This is a genomic window from Micromonospora sp. CNZ296, assembly GCF_007827635.1.
Genome location: NZ_VISW01000020.1, coordinates 29,651 through 50,790 on the forward strand (window position 1 = coordinate 29,651; position 21,140 = coordinate 50,790).

The window sequence follows — 21,140 nt, forward strand, 5'->3', positions numbered from 1 at the left end:
CCGGCCGCCGCCTCCGGGCCGGCCGCCGCCTCCGGGCCGGCCGCCGCCTCCGGGCCGGCCGCCGCCTCCGGGCCGGCCGCCGCCTCCGGGCCGGCCGCCGCCTCCGGGCCGGCCGCCGCCTCCGGGCCGGCCACCGCCGCCTCGCCGCCGGCCGTGGCGAGGTTGGTCAGCACCACGTCGAGGACCTTCACCGCCTCCGCCTTGGCCAGCGGGTTGTTGCCGTTGCCGCACTTCGGGGACTGGACGCACGACGGGCACCCGGTCTCGCACCCGCACTCGGCGATCGCGTCCCGGGTGGCGCGCAGCCAGGCGGCGGCGGTGCCGTACGCCCGCTCGGCGAAACCCGCGCCGCCGGGGTGACCGTCGTAGACGAAGACGGTCGGTGCCTCGGTGTCCGGGTGCAGGGCGGTGGACAGCCCGCCGATGTCCCACCTGTCGCACGTCGCCATCAGCGGCAGCAGGCCGATGGCGGCGTGCTCGGCGGCGTGCAGCGCGCCCGGCACGTCAGCCGCCTCGACACCGGCGGCGGTCAGCGACTCGGGGGAGAGCGTGAACCACACCGCGACGGTGCGCAGCTCCCGCGCGGGCAGGTCCAGCGGGCGGGTGTCGATCACCTCGCCGGTGGCGATGCGCCGCCGCTGGTACGACACCACCTGGCTGGTTACGTCCACCTCGCCGAGGAACAGCCCGACCGGCCCGGCGTCCACGTACGAGCGGACCGACACCACCGACAGCGAGGTGACATCGCGGGCGTGGGTGGACCAGTCCGGCTCCTCGGCGTGCACGAGCGCGCACCCGTCGGCCAGGTCGAGCGAGTCGACCACGTACGAGACGCCCTGGTGCAGGTAGACCGCGCCGGTGTGCAGCAGGAAGTGCGCCGACCCGCCGTCGACGGTGCCGAGCAGCCGGCCGGTGGACTCCTCCACCACGCACACCGGGGCGCCGCCCTCGCCGCGCAGGTCGACCTCGGGGCGTTCCCGGTGCCGCCAGTACCAGCCGGTGGGCCGCTGCCGCAGCGCCCCCGCCTCGACCAGCGAGTCCACCGCCTCCTTGGCACCCTCACCGAACAGGTCGAGGTCGGCCGGGGTGAGCGGGGACTCGTGGGCGGCGCAGGCGAGCTGTGGCGCGAGCACGTACGGGTTGGCCGGGTCGAGCACCGTCGCCTCGACCGGCCGCCCGAACAGCGCCTCCGGGTGGTGCACCAGGTAGGTGTCGAGCGGGTCGTCCCGGGCCACCAGCACGGCGAGCGCCTCGTCGCCGGAGCGCCCGGCCCGCCCGGCCTGCTGCCACAGCGACGCGCGGGTGCCGGGCCAGCCGCAGATCAGCACCGCGTCCAGCCCGACCAGGTCGACGCCGAGTTCGAGCGCGTTCGTGGAGGCGAGCCCGAGCAGGTCGCCGTGCAGCAGCGCCCGTTCCAGCTCGCGGCGTTCCTCGCGCAGGTAGCCGGCCCGGTAGGCGGCAACCCGGTCGCCCAGCCCGGGTACGGCCTCGTCGAGCGACCGCCGGGCGTTCGCCGCGACCACCTCGGCGCCCCGGCGGGACCGCACGAACGCGAGCGTGCGTACCCCCTCGACCACGCTGTCGGCGAGCAGGTCCGCGGTCTCCCGCAGCGCGGAGCGCCGGACCTGGACGAGGTCGGCGTCGACGGACGAGTCGGTGGGCGGCAGCAGCGGCGGCTCCCAGAGCGCGAACGTCACCCCGCCGCGCGGCGACGTGTCCTCGGTGACGGCGGTGACGGGCAGGCCGGTGAGCCGCTCGGCCGCCGCCGCCGGGTCACCCGACGTGGCGGAGGCCAGCAGAAAGACGGGGGTACGCCCGAAGCGCGCGCACTGCCGCCGCAACCGCCGCAGCACGTGCGCGACGTGTGAGCCGAAGACGCCCCGGTAGGTGTGGCACTCGTCGACCACCACGTACGCGAGCCGGCGCAGGAACCCGGACCAGTGTGCGTGCCCGGGCAGGATGCCGTGGTGCAGCATGTCCGGGTTGGTCAGCACGAACCGGGAGTGCCGGCGGATCCACTCCCGTTCGGCGCGCGGCGTGTCCCCGTCGTAGGTGGCGGGGCGTACCCCGTCGAGTTCGAGACCGGCGACGGCGCGGAGCTGGTCGGCGGCGAGCGCCTTGGTCGGCGCCAGGTAGAGCACCGTGGCGCGCGGGTCGGCGAGCAGCGTGCTCAGTGCGGGAAGCTGGTACGCCAGGGACTTGCCGGACGCCGTGCCGGTGGCGACCACCACGTGCCGGCCCGCGTACGCCAGCTCGGCGGCCTCGGCCTGGTGCCGCCACGGGGCGGTGACGCCGCGCCGCGCGAACGCCGCCCTCAGTTCCTCCGGCGCCCAGCCGGGCCACCCGGCGGGCTCGCCGGCGCGGGCCGGGACGCGTTCGACGTGGGTGACCGGGTCGGTGGGGTGACGCAGCCGCAGCCGGCGCAGCAGCTCGCCCGGCGCACGCCGCGGGCCGGGGCTGTGGTCGGTCACGTCCTGCACTCTCGCACTGGTGTTCGGAATTGGGAACCGCAGGGTGGGGGTATGGGGAGGGCGTGGCCGGTGACCGAGGGGGCCGCACGGGGAGATGGTTAGATGCCCAGGAGAGTTTACCGAGGAGGGACCGATGGAGCTGTCGCTGGCGACCCGCGCCGTGGGGGAGCACACGGTGCTCGAGGTCGGTGGTGAGGTGGATGTCTACACCGCCCCCCGCCTGCGGGAACGGCTCCTGGAGTTGATCGACGGCGGGGCCCGCCACGTGGTGGTCGACCTCGGCCGGGTGGACTTCCTCGACTCGACCGGTCTGGGTGTGCTCGTGGGCGCGCTCAAGCGGCTGCGCTCGGCCGGTGGCTCCTTCGCGCTGGTCTGCGACAAGGAGCCGCTGCTCAAGATCTTCCGGATCACCGCCCTGGACCAGGTCTTCCCGCTGCATCCGACGGTCGACGCGGCCATCGCCGCCGACTCCACCGGCGCGTGATGGCGACCGTCAAGCTGTCCTTCTCTCCGGCCCCGGTGCACGTGCGCACCGCCCGCCTGGTCGGCGTCGCGGTGGCCCGGCGGGCCGGCGTACGCGAGGACCTGCTGGACGAGGTGCGCCTGGCCATCGGTGAGGCGTGCACCCGGGCGGTCGCGCTGCACCGGCAGTACGGCCTGGCCGACCCGGTGTACGTGGAGATGTCCGACGGCGGCGGCTACACGGTCCGGGTGGTGGACCGGGCCCCGATCGAGGCGGGCCTCGGCCTGGCCGCGCTCGGCCCGGACGAGCTGGCCAAGGAGTCGCTCAGCGAGGACGCGCTCACCACCGGGGTGGGCTTCGCGCTGCTCGCCGGTTTCGTGGAGGATCTCCAGGTCCGTCCGGTCGACGACGGCGTCGGCACCGAGGTACGGATGTCCTGGCCGGCCGGCCGCGCCTGACCCGAAACGCACACGCAGGCCGCGCTCCCCGAAGGGGGAGCGCGGCCTCGTCGTATTGGCCGCGCCATATATCAGATTTCTTCGCATAACACAGTTACGAAGATCATCGAGACACGGTGCCCCCTCGGTGTGACCTCCGCCACGCCAGAGGGCTACAGTACGCGGGTTGTCAGCAAGTGATCCCGTCCCGTAGCCAGCGGGAACGGGAGTTCATCGCTGGTCCGCCGGAGTGGGTCGGCGCGCGCTTGCGAGTCCGCATCCAGGCGTCGGCCCGTGCGTCTCCACAGGTCGGCGCGAGTTGTTCGGTACAGGAGGACATAGATGTCCGGGACCTTGGCCGCCGACGGCGGCGCACTGTCCCTTACCGGAGCCAACGTGACGTACGTCGTCATCGCCGCGGTCATCGCGCTGGTGGCGCTCGTCTTCGCGGCCGCCCTCACCAGGGCGGTCCTGGCAGCCGGTAAGGGAACCACCAACATGCAGGAGATCTCCGGCGCGGTGCAGGAGGGCGCGTCGGCGTACCTGCTGCGGCAGTTCCGCACGCTGGCGATCTTCGTGGTGATCGCCGTCGTGCTGCTCTTCCTGCTGCCGGTGCACGACACCGACGGCAACGAAACGCTCGTGAAGGCCGGCCGCTCGGCGTTCTTCGTGGTGGGTGCGCTGTTCAGCGCGTTCATCGGCGGCGCCGGCATGTGGCTGGCCACCCGCGCCAACCTGCGGGTGGCAGCGGCCGCGCGGGAGCGGGAAGGCGGCCGCGAGGCCGCCATGAAGATCGCCTTCCGCACCGGCGGCGTGGTCGGCTTCCTCACCGTCGGCCTCGGCCTGTTCGGTGCGGCGCTGGTCGTGCTGATCTTCCGGGGTGACGCCCCGACCGTGCTGGAGGGCTTCGGCTTCGGCGCCGCGCTGCTCGCCATGTTCATGCGGGTCGGCGGCGGCATCTTCACCAAGGCCGCCGACGTCGGCGCCGACCTGGTCGGCAAGGTCGAGCAGGGCATCCCGGAGGACGACCCGCGCAACGCCGCCACCATCGCCGACAACGTGGGCGACAACGTGGGCGACTGCGCCGGCATGGCCGCCGACCTGTTCGAGTCGTACGCGGTCACGCTCGTCGCGGCGCTGATCCTCGGCCGGGCCGCGTTCGGCGAGACCGGCCTGGTCTTCCCGCTGATCATCTCCACCATCGGCGTGCTGGTCGCGATCGTCGGCGTCTTCATCACCCGGCTGCGCGCCAGCGACCGCAACGGCCTGACCGCGATCAACCGGGCCTTCTACCTGTCCGCGCTGATCGCCGCGGTGCTCGTCGCGATCGCCGCGTTCGCGTACCTGCCGGCCACGTTCGCCGAGCTGGAGGGCGGGCTGACCGACGTCGACCGCAACCCGCGGCTGGTCGCCATCGGCGCGGTCGTGATCGGTATCGTGCTGGCCGCCGCGATCCAGGCGCTGACCGGCTACTTCACCGAGACCAACCGGCGTCCGGTGCAGGACATCGGCAAGAGCTCGCAGACCGGCCCGGCCACCGTCATCCTCGCCGGCATCAGCGTCGGCCTGGAGTCGGCCGTCTACTCGGCGCTGCTGATCGGCGCCGGCGTCTTCGGCGCGTTCCTGCTCGGCGGCAGCTCGATCACGCTGTCGCTGTTCGCCGTCGCGCTGGCCGGCACCGGCCTGCTCACCACCGTCGGCGTCATCGTCGCGATGGACACGTTCGGCCCGATCTCCGACAACGCGCAGGGCGTGGCCGAGATGTCCGGCGACATCGACGAGCACGGCGCGCGGACGCTCACCGAGCTGGACGCCGTCGGCAACACCACCAAGGCGATCACCAAGGGCATCGCGATCGCCACCGCGGTGCTGGCCGCCACCGCGCTGTTCGGCTCGTACACCGACACGCTGCGCTCGGCGTACGAGGACGCGGGCGTGGGCGACGTCGGCACCGAGATCCTCAACTCGCTCAACGTGTCCAACCCGCGCAACCTGGTCGGCCTGATCATCGGCGCGGCGGTGGTCTTCCTCTTCTCCGGCCTGGCCATCAACGCGGTCTCCCGCTCGGCCGGCGCCGTGGTGATGGAGGTACGCCGCCAGTTCCGCGAGCTGCCCGGCATCATGGACCGCACCCAGCGGCCCGAGTACGGCAAGGTCGTGGACATCTGCACCCGGGACGCGCAGCGCGAGCTGATGACCCCCGGCCTGCTGGCCATCCTGGCCCCGATCGCTGTCGGCTTCGGCCTCGGCCCGGGCGCGCTGGCCGCGTACCTGGCCGGCGCGATCGGCGCGGGCACGCTGATGGCGGTGTTCCTGGCCAACTCCGGTGGCGCCTGGGACAACGCCAAGAAGCTGGTGGAGGACGGCGCGTACGGCGGCAAGGGCTCCGACGCGCACTCCGCCACCGTCATCGGCGACACCGTCGGTGACCCGTTCAAGGACACCGCCGGCCCGGCGATCAACCCGCTGATCAAGGTGATGAACCTGGTCTCGCTGCTGATCGCCCCGGCCGTGGTGGCCTGGAGCGTGGGCGACGACAAGAACCCGGCGCTGCGCATCACGATCGCCGTGGTGGCCGCGCTGATCATCGCGGCCGCAGTGGTGTTCAGCAAGCGCAAGGGTGTGGCGATGACCGACGAGGACAGCGGGGCCGGCACCCCGGACCAGCGTCCGGAGACGGTGAACGCCTGATCGCACGCGACGGTTCCCGGCCGGCCCCGGCCGGCCGGGAACCCCGTGCCCGGCAAACCTGACCGGTGGCGGTTCCGTCCGGAGGTCGTACGCTGCATCGCATGCGTACGCGCCGGGCGGCAACCGCCGGAAAGCTCACGGTGGTCCTGGCCACGCTGGTCCTCGTGGTCGCCGGGTGCGGCGGCGGTCCCAACCCCCGGGTCTGGGCCGCGTCGGTGTGCCAGGCGCTCACCCCGTGGCGCGCGGAGATCTCCAAACTGACCAGCAGCACGCAGCAGCAGATGACCGCGCAGACCACCCCGGCGCAGGCCAAGGAGAACCTGGTCCGGCTCTTCGCCGGTGCCGAGCAGGCCAGCGAGACGGCCCGGCGCAAGGTCGAGGAGGCGGGCGTGCCCGAGGCCGAACGCGGCGCCGAGGTGTCCGCCGGGTTCCTGGGGTCGCTGAGCAAGATGCGTGACGCGTACGGCCGGGCCCGGTCCGCCATCGACCGGCTCGACACCGCCCAGGCCGGTCCGTTCTACGACGGCGTGCGCGCCGCCGTGGACACGCTCAACAAGGAGTACGACGCGAGCGCGCTGGACACCAGCAAACTCAACTCGACCGAGCTGAAAGAGGCCTTCGACGAGGTCCCGGAGTGTCGCTGACCCCTCCCACCCCGAAACCGGCCCGCCAGCCCTCGCTGTTCTCCACCGAGGCGGCCGATCCCGCGCTGGCGGACCTCGCCGGCCTGCTCGCCGGGCCGGGTGAGGTGGGGCGGATGGGCGGCACGGCCCGGATCTCCGTGGTGGTCGACGCCGCCTGGCGGGTGCACGTGCTGGTGGCCGAGCTGGGCGCCCGGGGTGTGCCGGCGAGCTGGGAGCCGACCGAGGACGGGCGGCACCGGGTGCGCACCGCGTACACGAGCATGCTGGCGCCGCTCGCGCGGGCCTGGCTGCGCGGCGCGGTGAAGCGGCCACCGGCCCGCTTCCACCTGGACGGGCGGCGGCTGCGGCTCTGGGCGGCCGCCGCCGGCACGGCCGAGCCGGCCGGATTCCGGCTGCGGCTCGGACCGGCCGACGAGCAGTCCTGGCCGGTGGTCCGCGCCGCGCTGGCGGCGGTGGGTCTGCCGGCCGCGTTCGTGGAGCCGGACGAGGGCGGGCCCGCGTTCCGGATCGGCGGACGGCGGATGTCGCGGCTCGCCGAGCTGGTGGGGGAACGGCCGGCGACGGCGCCGGTGGCGGACTGGCCGGGCTCCCGGGGCTGACCGCCGCTGTCCGAAGCCGGACACCCGGGGAGGGCTCCGCCGGGGGTACGCGATCGTCACAGTGACCCGCCTGTCGCCCTACCCACGGTGTACCGTGACGCCGTCCGGCAGGGTGCGGCCGGCGGTCGCCGGGAGGGCGGCCCGTTTGCCGCCCACGAAACCCGGAACGCGGACGGCGCGTTACGTTGGACATCCGGACCGCCTGTGGTCCGGGTGGCGCAACACGGCCCGAAGCGGGCATGGCGTAGGAGTGAGGTCGGGGAGAGACGTGCCGAGCAACGCTGGAACCACCCGTCTGGTCATCGTCGAGTCACCGGCGAAGGCCAAGACGATCTCGGGCTACCTCGGCCCGGGGTACGTCGTGGAGGCCAGCTTCGGCCACGTCCGGGACCTGCCCCGCAACGCCGCCGACGTCCCGGCGAAGTACAAGGGTGAGCCCTGGGCACGCCTCGGCGTCGACGTCGACAACGGCTTCCACGCCCTCTACGTGGTCTCGCCCGACCGTAAGCAGCAGATCAGCAAGCTGGTGAAGCTGGCCAAGGAGGTCGACGAGATCTTCCTGGCGACGGATGAGGACCGCGAGGGCGAGGCCATCGCCTGGCACCTGGTGGAGACGCTCAAGCCCAAGGTGCCGGTCAAGCGGATGGTCTTCCACGAGATCACCAAGCCGGCCATCCAGGCCGCCGTGGCGAACCCCCGGGAGATCGACCGCGACCTGGTCGACGCCCAGGAGGCGCGGCGCATCCTCGACCGCCTCTACGGCTACGAGGTCTCGCCGGTGCTGTGGAAGAAGGTCATGCCGAAGCTGTCGGCGGGCCGGGTGCAGTCGGTGGCGACGCGCATCGTGGTCGAGCGGGAGCGCCAGCGGATGGCGTTCCGCACCGCCGAGTACTGGGACATCCTGGCCACGCTCGCCGTGGCGAAGCCGGGCGAGGGCCCGCGGACGTTCAACGCCACGCTCGTCGCGCTCAACGGTGACCGGATCGCCACCGGCAAGGACTTCGAGCCGACCACGGGTCGCGTTCGCGCCGGTGCTGGTGTCGTCCACCTCGACGAGGGCGGGGCCCGGGGCTTGGCGGCCCGCCTGGCCGACCAGCCGTTCACCGTCACCCGGGTCGAGGAGAAGCCCTACCGCCGCCGCCCGTACGCGCCGTTCATCACCTCCACGCTCCAGCAGGAGGCGGCCCGCAAGATGCGGTTCTCGTCGCAGCAGACGATGCGCACCGCGCAGCGCCTGTACGAGAACGGCTACATCACCTACATGCGTACCGACTCGGTGAACCTGTCCGAGACGGCCATCACGGCGGCCCGCCGGCAGATCGTCGAGCTGTACGGCGAGCGCAGCGTGCCGCCGGAGCCGCGCCGCTACACCGGCAAGGTGAAGAACGCCCAGGAGGCGCACGAGGCGATCCGTCCCGCCGGCGACAACTTCCGCACCCCGGGCGAGGTGGCCAAGGAGCTGTCCGCCGAGGAGTTCAAGCTCTACGAGCTGATCTGGCGGCGCACCATCGCCTCGCAGATGACCGACGCGGTCGGCTCCAGCGTGTCGGTGCGCATCCGCGCCGTCTCCTCCGCCCAGGAGGAGGCCGACTTCGGCGCGACCGGCAAGACCATCACCGACCCGGGCTTCCTGCGCGCGTACGTCGAGTCGAGCGACGACGAGAACGCCGAGGCCGAGGACGCCGAGCGGCGGCTGCCCACGCTGGTCAAGGACCAGCCGCTGACCGCCGACGAGCTGGCCGCGCAGGGCCACCACACCCAGCCGCCCGCCCGCTACACCGAGGCGTCGCTGGTCAAGGCCCTCGAAGAGCTGGGCATCGGCCGGCCCTCCACGTACGCGTCGATCATGCAGACGATCCAGGACCGCGGGTACGTGGTGAAGCGCGGCCAGGCCATGATCCCGTCGTTCCTGGCGTTCGCGGTGATCGGGCTGATGGAGCGGCACTACCCGCGCCTGATCGACTACGACTTCACCGCCAGCATGGAGAACGAGCTGGACGAGATCGCCGGTGGTGACCACGCCGCCGTCGACTTCCTCACCTCCTTCTACTTCGGCAGCACCAACGGCACCGGCGACCAGGCCATCGCGCACGCCGGTGGCCTGAAGAAGCTGGTCACCGAGAACCTCAGCGAGATCGACGCGCGCAGCGTCAACTCCATCCCGCTGTTCACCGACGACGAGGGCCGCGAGGTCGTCGTCCGGGTCGGCCGGTACGGGCCGTACCTCCAGCGGGCGCTGCCCGGCGAGCAGCAGGCGCCGACGCCGGCGGCCTCGGGTGAGGGCGAGGAGAGCGGCTCGCAGGGCGACCGGGCACCGATCCCGGAGGGCCTGGCGCCGGACGAGCTGACCCCGGAGAAGGTGCACGAGCTGTTCCTCGGCGGCGGCGGTGAGCGCAAGCTCGGCGACGACCCGTCGACCGGCGAGCCGATCGTGCTCAAGTCCGGCCGGTTCGGCCCGTACGTGGCCAGCGGCGAGCGCAAGTCGTCGCTGCTGCGCTCGCAGACGCCGGACAGCCTGACCCTGGAGCAGGCGTTGCAGCTGCTGCGCCTGCCCCGGCTGATCGGCGTGGCCCCGGACGGCGTCGAGGTGTTCGCCAACAACGGCCGCTACGGCCCGTACGTCAAGCGCGGTGACGAGTTCCGCTCGCTGGACTCGGAAGACAAGATGTTCACAGTCACGCTGGACGAGGCGCTGGCGTTGCTCGCCGCCCCGAAGACGCGTCAGCGCCGGGCCGCCGCGCCGCCGCTGCGGGAGATGGGCAACGACCCGCTCACCGAGAAGCCGCTGGTGATCAAGGACGGGCGCTTCGGGCCGTACGTGACCGACGGCGAGTTCAACGCGTCGCTGCGGCGCGGGCAGACGCCGGAGGAGCTGACGCTGGAGCAGGCGTCGGAGATGCTGGCCGAGAAGCGCGCGAAGGGCCCGGCGCCGAAGAAGAAGGCCGCGAAGAAGGCCGCCCCGGCCAAGAAGACGACGGCGGCGAAGAAGACCACGGTGGCCAAGAAGACCACGGCCGCCAAGAAGACCACGGCCGCCAAGAAGGCCCCCGCGAAGAAGGCCGCCCCCAAGAAGGCGACCTCAACCCCGAACGAGTGATCTTGGAAGGAAAAGGCCCTCATGGAGGCCGTTTCCTTCCAAGATCTGGTGGTTGTCCACAGGGGCGGCGGAAGGGCCGCGTCGGGGGCACCGTGGGTGGGTGGGGAACTCCTGGGCGGGGATGCGGCGGGCGCTGCCGTCGGATGACGCGGACGAACTGACCTGGCTGCTCTTCCGGCAGGATGACGTGCTCAGCCTTCAGCAGGCACGAGCGCATCTCACGCGTAGGGCGATCCGCCACCGGGTGACGACCGGCCGGTGGCGACAGGCGCATCGCGCGGTTCTCGTCGCGCACAACGGCCCGGTCGGTCCCGCGCAACTCCGGTGGATCGCGGTGCTGGCGGCCGGGCCCACCGCGCTGCTGGGCGGCATGACTGCGGCTCAGGTGGGCGGGCTGCGTGGCTTCCCGGAACGGGTGCTCCACCTGCTTCTGCCAGCCACGACCCGTCGATCACCGCTACCGGCCGGTGTGCTGGCGCACCGGACGACCCACCTGCCCGATTCCGACGTGGTGCCGGTCGCGGCGCCGCCCCGGACGGCGGCGGCCCGGTCGATCGTCGACGCCGCGCAGTGGGCACCGACCGACACCCGGGCCCGTGCGATCGTCGCGGCTGCCTTCCAGCAGCGTCTGGTGGGTGGCGACGACGTGCACGAGGTGGTGGAGCGGATGCCCCGGGTCCGCCGACGACGGCTGATCCTGTCCACCGCCACGGATGCGGCCGGGGGTGCGCACTCCCTGGGCGAACTCGACCTGCTCGGTCTCGTCCGCCGTGCCGGCCTGCCCGAACCGAGCCGTCAGGTGGTCCGCCGGGACTCCGCCGGCCGGCGGCGCTACCTCGACGCGTACTTCGAGCAGTGGCGCGTGCACGTCGAGGTGGACGGCGGGCAGCATCTCGATCCGGCGCACGCCTGGGCGGACATGCGGCGGCAGAACGACCTGTGGGTCGAGGGCGACCGTGTTCTCCGGTTCCCCGCCTGGGTCCTGCGCGCCCATCCCGAAGAGGTGATCGCCCAACTCCGCGCCGCCTTGCGGGCGGCCGGCTGGCCGGGGTGACCGCCAGCCGAGATCTTGGAAGAAAACGGCCCCGATAAGGGCCCTTTCCTTCCAAGATCCTCAAGCGCCCAGGACCTGGGTCAAGTAGGGGTTCTGGAAAAGGTTGTGGGGGTCGAGGCGGGCGCGGACGGACTGGAAGTCCGCGAATCTCGGGTAGGCGCTCGCGAGGGACTCGGCGGTGCGCCAGTGCAGCTTGCCCCAGTGCGGCCGACCGCCCAACTCGGTCGCCACCTGCTCGAACGCGCGGAAGTACGGCTCGTACGGCATGCCCACGTACTGGTGCACGGCGATGTACGCCGAGTCCCGCCCGTACGAGTGGGACAGCCAGATGTCGTCGGCGGCGGTGAACCGCACCTCGACCGGGAACAGCACCTTGAACGGCAGCCGGTCCACGATCCGGCGCAGCTCGGCCAGCGCGGTGGGCAGCGCCTCGCGTGGCAGGCCGTACTCCATCTCCACGAAGCGGACCCGGCGCGGTGTGCAGAACACCCGGTCGGAGCGGCCGGTGTAGGTGCGTTCGGTGAGCGCGCGGGCGGAGACGGCGCTGATCCGGGGTGCGAGGGCGGGTACGGCGCGGCCGAGGCGGCAGGCGCCGGCGAAGACGGTGTTGGAGAGGAACTCGTCGTCCAGCCAGCCGCGCCAGCGTGGCAGCGGCCGGTCGTCGGCGGGTACCCGGTCGTTTGTCTTGACCTGCACCCGGTCGGTGTACGGGAACCAGTAGAACTCGGCGTGGTCGTGCGCGTCGTACAGGCCGGGCAGGTCGTCGAGTACCTCGGCGAGCGGGGCCGGGCGTTCGTGCGCGCGCAGCACGAAGGCGTCCACGCAGCGCAGCGTGACCTCGACCAGCACGCCGACCGCGCCGAGCCCGACCCGGGCGGCGTCGAATACGTCGCGGTTCTCCTCGGCCGAGCAGCGCAGCACCTCGCCGGTGCCGGTGACGAGCGTCAGCCCGACCACGAAGGTGGACAGGCAGCCCAGTTTCGCCCCGGTGCCGTGGGTGCCTGTCGACAGCGCACCGGCGATGGTCTGGGCGTCGATGTCGCCCAGGTTCGGCATGGCGAGGCCGTGCCCGGCGAGCAGTTCGTTGAGCGTGTGCAACGTCATCCCGGCCGGTACGGTGACCAGGCGGCGCGCCACATCGACTGTGACGTCCGTCTCCAGCGCGGCGAGGTCGATCCGGTGCCCGTCGGCGACGGCGGTGGCGGTGAAGGAGTGGCCGCTGCCGGTGGCCCGGACGGTCCGGCCCGCCGCGGCGGCCTGGCGCACCGCCTCGGCCACGTCGGAGACGCTATGCGGGCGCACGGTGAGGAGCGCGGTGCTGTGCTGGTTGCCGGCCCAGTTGGACCAGGTGGCGGTGGTACCGGTCATCGCGGCCACTCCTCGACATGAATATGAACTGAATTCATATCAGGAACGTTGTGCCTGGTAAATACCGCAATCGAGCCCGGCTCGTTGTACCGGTAGTCACAGACTCGTGACGTGCAGATATGTTCATCCGTCGAAGGGGGGTGGCGCCGAGTGTCCACACCAGCCGCCACGACCGGGCCGCTGCGTCGGGTACCGGTGCAGGGTCGAAGTGTCGCGCGGGTCCAGCGGATGCTGGACGCCTGCGCCGAGCTCGTCGACGAGGTGGGGTACGAAGGGCTGACCACGACCCTGCTCGCCGAGCGTGCCGAGGTGGCGATCGGGTCGGTCTACCAGTTCTTTCCGGACAAACGGGCGATCGTGCAGGCGCTGACCCTGCGCACCATGGAGTCCTACCTCCAGCGGCTCGACGAGCGGTTCTCCTCGGACGACCTGACCCACTGGTGGGACGGCGTCGACGCGGCGATCGACGAGTACATCTCGATGCACCGCACCGTTCCCGGCTTCCGTACCCTGCACTTCGGCGACGTGGTCGACCTGCACCTGCTGGACGACCAGCGGGACAACAACGGAGTCATCGCGGAGCAGCTCGCCCGCGTACTCACCGAGCGTTTCGGCCTGGCCGGGGTGCCCGACCTGCGGTTCCACCTGGAGGTCGCGGTGGAGGCCGCTGATGCCCTGATCAAGCTGGCCTTCCGTCGCCGCACCGACGGCGACGAGCGGGTGCTGGTCGAGGCGAAGGCGCTCATCCGGGAGTACCTGCACCGGCAGGTGAACGCCCCCACGGAGGCCGTCCACCAGGGTTGAGCGGCACGTTGAACGGCGGGTTCTGAGAGTGCGCCGGGGCCCGCCGTCGTCACGCGGTGGGGCAGAGCCGCGGGGCGGCTCAGAGGAAGGCGTGCCCCTCGCCCCGGTAGGTCGGCACGGTGGCGACCACCGCGTCGCCCTCGACCAGGTGCACCTCGTTGACGTGCTCGCACAGCTCGCCCGCCTTGGCGTGGCGGAACCACACCCGGTCGCCGACGCGCAGGCCGTCGGCGGCCTTTCCGGCCAGCGGGGTCTGCACCTCGCCGGCGCCCTCCGCGCCGAGCAGCTTCAACCCGTCCGGCAGCCACGGCCGCGGCAGCCGACTGTCCGCCGCCGGGCCGGAGGCGATCCAGCCGCCGCCGAGCACCGTCGCCAGCCCGGGCGCCGGGCGGCGGACCACCGCGCAGGCGAAGAACGCCGCCGGGGTCGGCTGCCAGGCACGGTACGCGTCGAACAGCGTCGGCCCGTACAGGCCGGAGCCCGCGGTGACCTCGGTGACGGCGGGGTCCGCGCTGGTGGCGGCCACGCTGCCGGTGCCGCCGCCGTTGACGAACTCCAGGTCGGCGTGCTCGCGTACCGCACCGACCGCGGCCGAGCGGCGTGCCAGCAGTTCCCGGTACGAGCCGCGCTGCGCGACCCGGATCGCCGAGCCGAGCATCGCCTGTCCGGGCGGCGCGTCGCCGAGGCCGGCGATCTGTGCCTCGTACGACATCAGGCCGACCAGACGGAAGCCCGGCCGCCCGGCGACGGCGGCGGCGAGCGCGCCGGCCGCCGTGGCGCTGTGCACCGGGGAGCGGCGCACGCCGACGTGCACCCGGCCGCCCAGCGGGCGCCAGGAGGCGTCCAGGTCGAGGCAGATCCGCAGCGCGGGGCGGCGTGCGGGCGGGAACACCCGGTCGATCAGGTCGAGCTGTGCGGTGTCGTCGATCATCAAGGTCACCGCGTCGGCGAGCGCCGGGTCGGCGGCCAGTTCGGCGAGGCCGCCCCGGTGGGCCGTCGGGTACGCCACGAGCACGTCGTCGCTGACCCCGGAGCGGACCAGCCACAGCGCCTCGGGCAGCGTGAAGGCCATCACGCCGTGCCATCCGGGCCGCTTGAGCGCCCGGGTCAGCAGCTCGCGGACGCGTACCGACTTGCTCGCCACGCGCAGGGGCTTGCCGCCGGACCGGCCGGCGAGCGCCTCGGCGTTGGCGTCGAACGCGGTGAGGTCGACCACCGCGTACGGCGGGTCGAGGTGAGCGGTCGCCCGGTCGAGACGATCGCGAGTTTTGTCACGGTCGATGGCCACGTCTGCACGCTAACTGTCTGGACGGCAATGCGAAATACCCTCGCGTCTGTCCGGGCTGCGGGCGGTGGTCCCGGCGGCCTAGGCTCGGCGAGCAGGTGAATGTCGCGGGGGACGACCCTTCCTGCGCGACTAGAGTGTTCCACCGGGGATGCCCAGACCTGGGCCGGCACGTGGAGGTACGGCCATCGAAAGCCAGAACAACGGCGAGTCGCCCGGCGTGTCGTCGCCCGGGACAGCCGCCGACCACTCCGGCGTCGCCGCCATCCGCTCGGTGCTGCGCATCCGGCCGTTCCGCAGGCTGTGGATCGTGCTCAGCGCCGCCTCGTTCGGCGACTGGCTCGGCCTGCTCGCCACCGCGCTGTTCGCCGCGTCCCAGGTCTCCGGCAGCACCGCCCAGGGTGCCGCGTTCGGTGGTGTGACCGCGATCCGGCTGCTCCCGGCGCTGGTGCTCGGCCCGGTGGCCGGTGTGTTCGCCGACCGGTTCGACCGCCGGTGGACCATGGTCATCTGCGACCTGCTGCGCTTCGTGCTGTTCGCCTCGATCCCGCTGTACGCGCTCACCGGCGCCGCGGGCGGGCTGGTGGTCGGCTGGGCGCTGATCGCCACCTTCCTGATCGAGTCGATCACGTTGATGTGGATCCCGGCCAAGGAGGCGGCGGTCCCCAACCTCATCCCGCGTACCCGGCTGGAGGCGGCGAACCAGCTCACGCTGATCACCACGTACGGCCTCACGCCGGTGGCCGCGGCCGTCGCGCTCGCCGTGCTGGACCGCGGCGTCCGCGGCGCGGTCGGCGGCGACCTGCCCGGCTGGGCCGAACCGGCCCAGCTCGCGCTCTGGTTCAACGCCTTCTCCCGGCTGGCCACCGCGCTCGTGGTGGCGTTCGGGATCAAGGAGATCAGTCACGCCCAGCGCGGCGAGGCGGAGCGCTCCGAGCAGAGCATGTTCCGGCAGTTCTCCGAGGGCTGGAAATACATCGGCCAGACCCCGCTCGTCCGCGGCCTCGTGCTGGGCATCTTCGGCGCGTTCGCCGGCGGCGGCATCGTGGTCGGCACGGCCAAGTTCTTCGCCAACTCGCTCGGCGCCGGTGACGCCGCGTTCTCGCTGCTGTTCGGCGCGATCTTCGTCGGCCTGGCGCTCGGTATCGGCCTCGGGCCGATGATCGTGCGGGACATGTCCCGCCGCCGCTGGTTCGGCATGAGCATCGTGCTCGCCAGCGCCTCCGTGCTGGTGCTCGCGTTCGCCATCCACCTGTCCATGGCCATCCTCGGCGCGATCCTGGTCGGCGCGGGCGCGGGCATGGCGTTCCTGGCCGGCACCACGCTGCTCGGCGGCGAGGTGGCCGACGAGGTGCGCGGCCGGGTCTTCGCGGTGGTGCAGATCGGCACCCGGCTGGTGCTGATCCTGGCCATCGCGCTCAGCAGCCTCCTGGTCGGCGTCGGCGGCTCCCGCCAGCTCACCATCGCCGACCTGGGCATCTCCATCTCCTCCACCCGCCTGCTGCTGCTCGCCGCCGGCGCGGCCGGCATCATCGCGGGCATCAGCGCGTTCGGCCAGATGGACGACAAGAAGGGTGTACCGGTCCTCGCCGACCTGTGGGGCTCGATCCGGGGCCGCCCGCTGATGCCGGCCGAGCCGTTCGTCTCCAGCGGCCTGTTCGTGGTCTTCGAGGGCGGCGAGGGGGCCGGCAAGTCCACCCAGCTCGCCGAGCTGGCCGAGCGGCTGCGCGCGCAGGGCCGCGACGTGGTGGTCACCCGCGAGCCGGGCGCCACACCGGTCGGCGAACGGATCCGCTCCCTGGTGCTCGGCACCACGCCCGGCGAGGCGCCGTCGCCGCGCGCCGAGGCGCTGCTCTACGCCGCCGACCGGGCGCACCACGTGGCCACCGTCGTCCGCCCGGCGCTCGTGCGCGGCGCTGTGGTGATCAGCGACCGGTACGTCGACTCGTCGCTCGCCTACCAGGGCGCCGGCCGGACGCTGCCGGTGGACGAGGTGTCCTGGCTCTCCTCCTGGGCCACCGGCGGCCTCAAGCCCGACCTGGTGGTGCTGCTCGACGTCGAGCCGCGTACCGGCCTGAGCCGGGTCGAGGACCGCGCCGAGGGCACCGACCGGCTGGAGGCCGAGTCGCTGACGTTCCACGAGCGGGTCCGGTACGCCTTCCTCGACCTCGCCGCCGGTGACCCGAAGCGCTACCTGGTGCTCGACGCGTCCCGCCCGATCGACGAGACCGCCGACGCGGTCGCCCGCCGGGTGGGCGAGCTGCTGGCCGACCCGGCCGGCATCGTGCACCCCCGTCCGGCGCAGGGCCCGGACACCTCGGTCCAGCCCGAGTTATCCGACGCGGAGCTGGTGACGATGGAGCAACCCCGACGATGACCGACGTCTTCGGCGATCTGGTCGGGCAGGACGAGGCGGTGGCCATGCTGCGGCGGGCCGCCGCCTCGGCCGCCGCCCTGCTGCGCGCGCCGGTGACGTCCCCCGCGGGCGGGCACGACGACCTCGACGCGCTCGCCGAGGAGCACGACGGCGACCCGGGCCCGGCTGCGCCGGCCGACCCGGGCGGCGGCATGACCCACGCCTGGATCTTCACCGGGCCGCCCGGATCGGGCCGCTCGGTGGCCGCCCGCGCGTTCGCCGCCGCGCTGGAGTGCGTGCACGGCACCGGGTGCGGCACCTGCCCCGGCTGCCACACCACGCTCGCCGGCACCCACGCGGACGTCCGCCTCGTGGTGCCCGAGGGCCTGTCCATCGGCGTCGGCGAGATGCGCGCGCTGGTGCTGCGGGCGGCCAGTGCGCCGTCCGGCGGCCGGTGGCAGATCGTGATCATCGAGGACGCCGACCGGCTCACCGAGGCCGCCGGCAACGCGCTGCTCAAGGCGATCGAGGAGCCGCCGCCGCGTACCGTCTTCCTGCTCTGCGCCCCGTCCACCCACCCGGACGACATCTCCGTGACCATCCGGTCGCGCTGCCGCGTCGTACCCCTGCGGCAGCCGCCGCCGGCAGCGGTGGCCGAGGTGCTGGTCCGCCGCGACGGCGTCGCGCCGGACGTGGCCGAGTGGGCCGCCGCGGCGGCGCAGGGGCACGTGGGCCGGGCCCGGCGGCTGGCCCGCGACCCGGAGGCCCGGCAGCGGCGTGACGCGGTGCTCGCCGTACCGCGTCGGCTGACCGGTGTGGGCGCGGCGTTCGACGCGGCCTCGGCGCTGATCGAGGCCGCCGAGGCGGAGGCCGCCGCGTCCGTCGCGGAGATCGACGAGGCGGAGCGTACGGCGTTGCAGACCGCGCTCGGCGCGGGCGGCACCGGCCGGGGCGCGGCTGGTGCCATGCGCGGGGCGGCCGGCCAGCTCAAGGATCTGGAGAAGCGGCAGAAGTCGCGGGCCACCCGTGCCCAGCGGGACGCGCTCGACCGGGCCCTGGTCGACCTGGCCGGGTTCTACCGGGACGCGCTCACCATGGCGTGGCGGGCGCCGGTCGCCCCGGTGCACACCGACACGGCGTCGCTCGCCGGTGCGGGTGCGCAGAAGTGGCACGCCGAGGGCTCGCTGCGCCGCCTGGAGGCGGTGCTGGAGTGCCGCGCGGCGATCGAGGCCAACGTCAAGCCGCGGATCGCGGTGGAGGCGATGATGCTGGCCCTCTGGCGCGGCTGAGCCGGGCACTTTCCGCACTGTCCACAGGGCATCGACACGCGCGATTGGCGTGCGGTACGGTCCGGTGATGCCGCGGTGACCGAGGCGGCACGCTCAGTGAGGGTCGGGCCGACCGGCCGGGAGGAGTCCGCCGATGCCGCGGGGCGAGATCGACGAGGCCTGGATCGAGGAGGCGGTGCGGCGCTACCGCCGGATCGAGAACCTGCAGGCCGAGTTCGACCAGGCGGTCGCGACGGTCGAGGTCACCGTCCGCTCACCCGACGGGCTCGTCGAGGTGGTGGTGACCGCCGGCGGGCGCATCACCGACGTGCGTTTCCTCGGCCCGCTGCACCACCGCAGCCCGCGCGACGTGGCCGGTTCGGTGCAGGCCGCTGTGACGGCCGCCGCCGACGCGGCCCAGTGGGCGCGGGAGAAGCTGCACAACGAGACGTTCGCGGCGTACCGGCCGCTGGCGGGGGCCTGACATGGAGACGCTGCGTGCCCTGGCCGCCCGTCTCGACGAGGCCGGCGCGACCCTCGCCACCCTGTCCCGCACGGTGACCGCCACCGACCCGCCGCATCCCGCGTTCGGCGCGCACGCCGCCGGCCGCCCCGGCGAGGTGGGCCGCGCGCTGCACCGCCAGTGGACAGTGGCCACCGCCGACCGGGCACGCGAGGCGCAGGCCGCCGCCGTCCGGCTGGCCGCCGCCGCGGCGGCGCTGCGCAGTGCCGCCGACCGTTACGCCGCCGCCGACGACGCGGTCGCCCGGCGGCTGGCCCGGGAGGCCTGATGGACGCGCTCGACCGCCTCGCCGAGCCGGGGCTCGACCTGCTCGGCCGGGTCGACACGCTGCTGGCCGCCGGCGCGCCCGAGGGGCACCGGCTCTGGCCGCTGCTGCGCCGCATGCAGGTGCTTCCCGGCGCGGCCGTGCGCGAGTTCCTCGACCTGCATCCCGCGCCGCTGACCGGCGCCGGCCACGCGGTGCGCCGGCTCGTCCGGGGGTACGACGACACCTGCGCCCTGCTGGCCGACCAGGTCGCCTGGTCCGGCGCTGCCGCGTCGGCGTACGACGAGGCACGTGCCGCCCTGATGCGGCACCTGGACGAGGGGCCGGACAGCCTGGTGGGGCGGCTGGAGTCGACAGCGGGCTACGCCGACGCGCTGGCCGGCTGGGTGGAGGGCAGCCGGGCGGCGCTGGCCCGGGCGCTGGCCGAGGTGCTGGGCTCGGCCGAGGCGGTCGCGGTGCACGCGGCGACGCGGCCCGGCGCCGAGGCCGGACGGGCCGGGGCGTCGGCGGCGGCCGAGATCGCCACGAGGGTCCTGGGTGTGCTCGGGGTGGCCTACGACGGCGCGGAGACGCTGCTGCGCCAGTGGGGGCCGAGCCTGGCCGAGACGCCGTGGCGGGACCGCGCCACCACCGCTCCGCGCTACGGCGGCACCACCCGGATCGGCTACTGACGGTCCACGGCGCCGCGCACCGGACCGGCCGTGGCCGGGTGACGGCGGCGGCGCCGTGGCCTTCCCCTGCACCCCCCGCAGGTATGCCTTCACTCAACGCGCCCGGGCGGTGTTTGTCAGGGGCCCGCCGGAGATTCAGCCGTCCGGGCGAGGCGATGGGGCCGGTTCGGCCGGGTCGAGGTCGATGATCGCTGCGGTGGGTGACCGGGCGGCGACAGGTGCGCCGTGCGGCGGGCGTCGGTCCGCGTAGGGTGTGGCGTATGGGCATGCTCTGCGCGGTCAGCTTCAACCGGTACGGGCGCCTCTACTACCTCGACCCGGGCGAGCTGCGCCCGCAGGTGGGCGACCGGGTGCTGGTGCCCACCGACGAGGGGCCCGAGGTGGCCGAGTGCGTGTGGGCCGCGCAGTGGGTCAGCGAGGACACCGACAGCTTCCCGAAACTCGCAGGGATCGCCGGCGACGACGACCTGCGCCGCGACGAGATGCTGCGCCGGCGCAAGGCCGAGGCGAAGGTCGCCGCCAAGCGGCTGATCCGCGAACACGGCCTGCCGATGAAGGTGGTCGCCGTGGACCACGTCCTGGCCACGCCGGAGAACGGCAGTGACCGCACCACCATCTACTTCACCGCGCCGCACCGCGTCGACTTCCGCTCGCTTGTCCGCGACCTGGGCGCCACGCTGCACTGCCGGGTCGAGCTCCGGCAGCTGTCCGCCCGGGACTCCGCCCGGGTGCAGGGCGGCATCGGCTCATGCGGGCGCGACCTGTGCTGCGCCACGTTCCTCACCGACTTCGAGCCGGTGACCATCCGGATGGCGAAGGACCAGGACCTGCCGCTCAACCCGCTGCGCATCTCCGGGGCGTGCGGGCGGCTGATGTGCTGCCTGAAGTACGAGCACCCGCTGTACCAGAAGTTCCAGGAGTCGGCCCCGGCGGTCGGCAGCCGGGTGTCCACTCCGCAGGGCGAGGGCAAGGTGGTCGGCCACAGTGTCCCGCGGGACGCGGTCACGGTCCGGCTGGACGCCGACGGCTCCCGCTCGATGTGCTCCCGCGCGTCGGTGTGCGGCCCGAGGCAGGCCCACGACCAGCACTACCCCCAGCCCTGACCGTCCCCCCTCCCCACCGTTTCCCCGTTGATCATGAAGTT

Annotated in this window: 17 protein-coding genes; 14 read left to right on the plus strand and 3 right to left on the minus strand. The window is 73.4% G+C overall.

Annotation, left to right across the window (positions count from 1 at the left end; translation table 11 throughout):
* Nucleotides 1-2,513 (minus strand): DEAD/DEAH box helicase (locus FB455_RS27270; protein WP_486481600.1); only part of this gene is annotated, 2,513 nt, incomplete at its 3' end.
* 91 nt (nucleotides 2,514-2,604) lie between these two features.
* Here FB455_RS27270 and FB455_RS27275 point away from each other — a divergent pair.
* The 7 genes from FB455_RS27275 to FB455_RS27305 all read left to right on the plus strand — a co-directional run bounded on the left by FB455_RS27275 (nucleotide 2,605) and on the right by FB455_RS27305 (nucleotide 11,456).
* Nucleotides 2,605-2,955, plus strand: coding sequence for an STAS domain-containing protein (locus FB455_RS27275; protein WP_013283649.1), 351 nt, complete (start codon nucleotides 2,605-2,607; stop codon nucleotides 2,953-2,955).
* A complete protein-coding gene (locus tag FB455_RS27280; RefSeq protein ID WP_013283650.1) occupies nucleotides 2,955-3,392 on the plus strand; it encodes an ATP-binding protein in 438 nt (145 codons plus the stop codon). The genes FB455_RS27275 and FB455_RS27280 overlap by 1 nt, the downstream gene beginning before the upstream one ends.
* Nucleotides 3,393-3,713: 321 nt before the next feature.
* Complete coding sequence (locus tag FB455_RS27285; protein ID WP_013283651.1) at nucleotides 3,714-6,062, plus strand: sodium-translocating pyrophosphatase; 2,349 nt, start codon at nucleotides 3,714-3,716, stop codon at nucleotides 6,060-6,062.
* Between the two features lie 101 nt (nucleotides 6,063-6,163).
* Nucleotides 6,164-6,706, plus strand: coding sequence for a hypothetical protein (locus FB455_RS27290; RefSeq protein ID WP_013283652.1), 543 nt, complete (start codon nucleotides 6,164-6,166; stop codon nucleotides 6,704-6,706).
* Nucleotides 6,697-7,305 (plus strand): hypothetical protein, encoded by a 609-nt coding sequence (locus FB455_RS27295; RefSeq protein WP_013473583.1) that lies wholly within the window; start codon nucleotides 6,697-6,699, stop codon nucleotides 7,303-7,305. The genes FB455_RS27290 and FB455_RS27295 overlap by 10 nt, the downstream gene beginning before the upstream one ends.
* A gap of 268 nt (nucleotides 7,306-7,573) precedes the next feature.
* On the plus strand, nucleotides 7,574-10,402 hold the full coding sequence (topA, locus tag FB455_RS27300; protein WP_145755290.1) for a type I DNA topoisomerase: 2,829 nt from the start codon (nucleotides 7,574-7,576) through the stop codon (nucleotides 10,400-10,402).
* A 100-nt stretch (nucleotides 10,403-10,502) separates the two neighbouring features.
* Nucleotides 10,503-11,456, plus strand: coding sequence for a DUF559 domain-containing protein (locus FB455_RS27305; RefSeq protein ID WP_486481596.1), 954 nt, complete (start codon nucleotides 10,503-10,505; stop codon nucleotides 11,454-11,456).
* 60 nt (nucleotides 11,457-11,516) lie between these two features.
* Here FB455_RS27305 and FB455_RS27310 read toward each other — a convergent pair whose 3' ends face one another.
* Nucleotides 11,517-12,833: a D-arabinono-1,4-lactone oxidase gene (locus FB455_RS27310; protein ID WP_041798765.1), complete on the minus strand. Its 1,317-nt coding sequence runs from the start codon at nucleotides 12,831-12,833 to the stop codon at nucleotides 11,517-11,519.
* A gap of 219 nt (nucleotides 12,834-13,052) precedes the next feature.
* Here FB455_RS27310 and FB455_RS27315 point away from each other — a divergent pair, with 219 nt between their 5' ends.
* Entirely contained in the window at nucleotides 13,053-13,628 is a 576-nt protein-coding gene (locus FB455_RS27315) for a TetR/AcrR family transcriptional regulator (RefSeq protein WP_030274442.1), read from the plus strand.
* A 79-nt stretch (nucleotides 13,629-13,707) separates the two neighbouring features.
* Here FB455_RS27315 and FB455_RS27320 read toward each other — a convergent pair whose 3' ends face one another.
* The gene (locus FB455_RS27320) at nucleotides 13,708-14,916 is read right to left on the minus strand and encodes an amino acid deaminase/aldolase (protein WP_145755291.1); all 1,209 of its coding nucleotides are present in this window, start codon (nucleotides 14,914-14,916) and stop codon (nucleotides 13,708-13,710) included.
* Nucleotides 14,917-15,064: 148 nt separating this feature from the next.
* Here FB455_RS27320 and tmk point away from each other — a divergent pair, with 148 nt between their 5' ends.
* The 6 genes from tmk (at nucleotide 15,065) to FB455_RS27350 (ending at nucleotide 21,099) form a co-directional block, all read left to right on the plus strand.
* Nucleotides 15,065-17,290: a dTMP kinase gene (gene tmk / locus FB455_RS27325; protein WP_244879714.1), complete on the plus strand. Its 2,226-nt coding sequence runs from the start codon at nucleotides 15,065-15,067 to the stop codon at nucleotides 17,288-17,290.
* Nucleotides 17,287-18,558: a DNA polymerase III subunit delta' gene (locus FB455_RS27330; RefSeq protein WP_145755292.1), complete on the plus strand. Its 1,272-nt coding sequence runs from the start codon at nucleotides 17,287-17,289 to the stop codon at nucleotides 18,556-18,558. The genes tmk and FB455_RS27330 overlap by 4 nt, the downstream gene beginning before the upstream one ends.
* 133 nt (nucleotides 18,559-18,691) lie before the next feature.
* Nucleotides 18,692-19,021 (plus strand): YbaB/EbfC family nucleoid-associated protein, encoded by a 330-nt coding sequence (locus FB455_RS27335; protein ID WP_013473591.1) that lies wholly within the window; start codon nucleotides 18,692-18,694, stop codon nucleotides 19,019-19,021.
* A gap of 1 nt (nucleotide 19,022) precedes the next feature.
* Entirely contained in the window at nucleotides 19,023-19,328 is a 306-nt protein-coding gene (locus FB455_RS27340) for a hypothetical protein (RefSeq protein ID WP_013283662.1), read from the plus strand.
* Nucleotides 19,328-19,996 carry a hypothetical protein gene (locus FB455_RS27345; RefSeq protein WP_013473592.1) on the plus strand — a complete coding sequence of 223 codons (669 nt, stop codon included), beginning with the start codon at nucleotides 19,328-19,330 and terminating at the stop codon, nucleotides 19,994-19,996. The genes FB455_RS27340 and FB455_RS27345 overlap by 1 nt, the downstream gene beginning before the upstream one ends.
* A 260-nt stretch (nucleotides 19,997-20,256) precedes the next feature.
* Nucleotides 20,257-21,099, plus strand: a complete 843-nt coding sequence (locus tag FB455_RS27350; protein ID WP_013473593.1) for a PSP1 domain-containing protein — start codon at nucleotides 20,257-20,259, stop codon at nucleotides 21,097-21,099.
* Nucleotides 21,100-21,140 lie beyond the last annotated feature (41 nt).

Bases quoted from the DNA above. Each gene is read 5' to 3' on its own strand.
- FB455_RS27275 (WP_013283649.1), top strand. From the start codon at position 2,605: ATGGAGCTGTCGCTGGCGACCCGCGCCGTGGGGGAGCACACGGTGCTC.
- FB455_RS27280 (WP_013283650.1), top strand. From the start codon at position 2,955: ATGGCGACCGTCAAGCTGTCCTTCTCTCCGGCCCCGGTGCACGTGCGC.
- FB455_RS27285 (WP_013283651.1), top strand. From the start codon at position 3,714: ATGTCCGGGACCTTGGCCGCCGACGGCGGCGCACTGTCCCTTACCGGA.
- FB455_RS27290 (WP_013283652.1), top strand. From the start codon at position 6,164: ATGCGTACGCGCCGGGCGGCAACCGCCGGAAAGCTCACGGTGGTCCTG.
- FB455_RS27315 (WP_030274442.1), top strand. From the start codon at position 13,053: ATGCTGGACGCCTGCGCCGAGCTCGTCGACGAGGTGGGGTACGAAGGG.
- tmk (WP_244879714.1), top strand. From the start codon at position 15,065: ATGCCCAGACCTGGGCCGGCACGTGGAGGTACGGCCATCGAAAGCCAG.
- FB455_RS27330 (WP_145755292.1), top strand. From the start codon at position 17,287: ATGACCGACGTCTTCGGCGATCTGGTCGGGCAGGACGAGGCGGTGGCC.
- FB455_RS27335 (WP_013473591.1), top strand. From the start codon at position 18,692: ATGCCGCGGGGCGAGATCGACGAGGCCTGGATCGAGGAGGCGGTGCGG.
- FB455_RS27340 (WP_013283662.1), top strand. From the start codon at position 19,023: ATGGAGACGCTGCGTGCCCTGGCCGCCCGTCTCGACGAGGCCGGCGCG.
- FB455_RS27345 (WP_013473592.1), top strand. From the start codon at position 19,328: ATGGACGCGCTCGACCGCCTCGCCGAGCCGGGGCTCGACCTGCTCGGC.
- FB455_RS27350 (WP_013473593.1), top strand. From the start codon at position 20,257: ATGGGCATGCTCTGCGCGGTCAGCTTCAACCGGTACGGGCGCCTCTAC.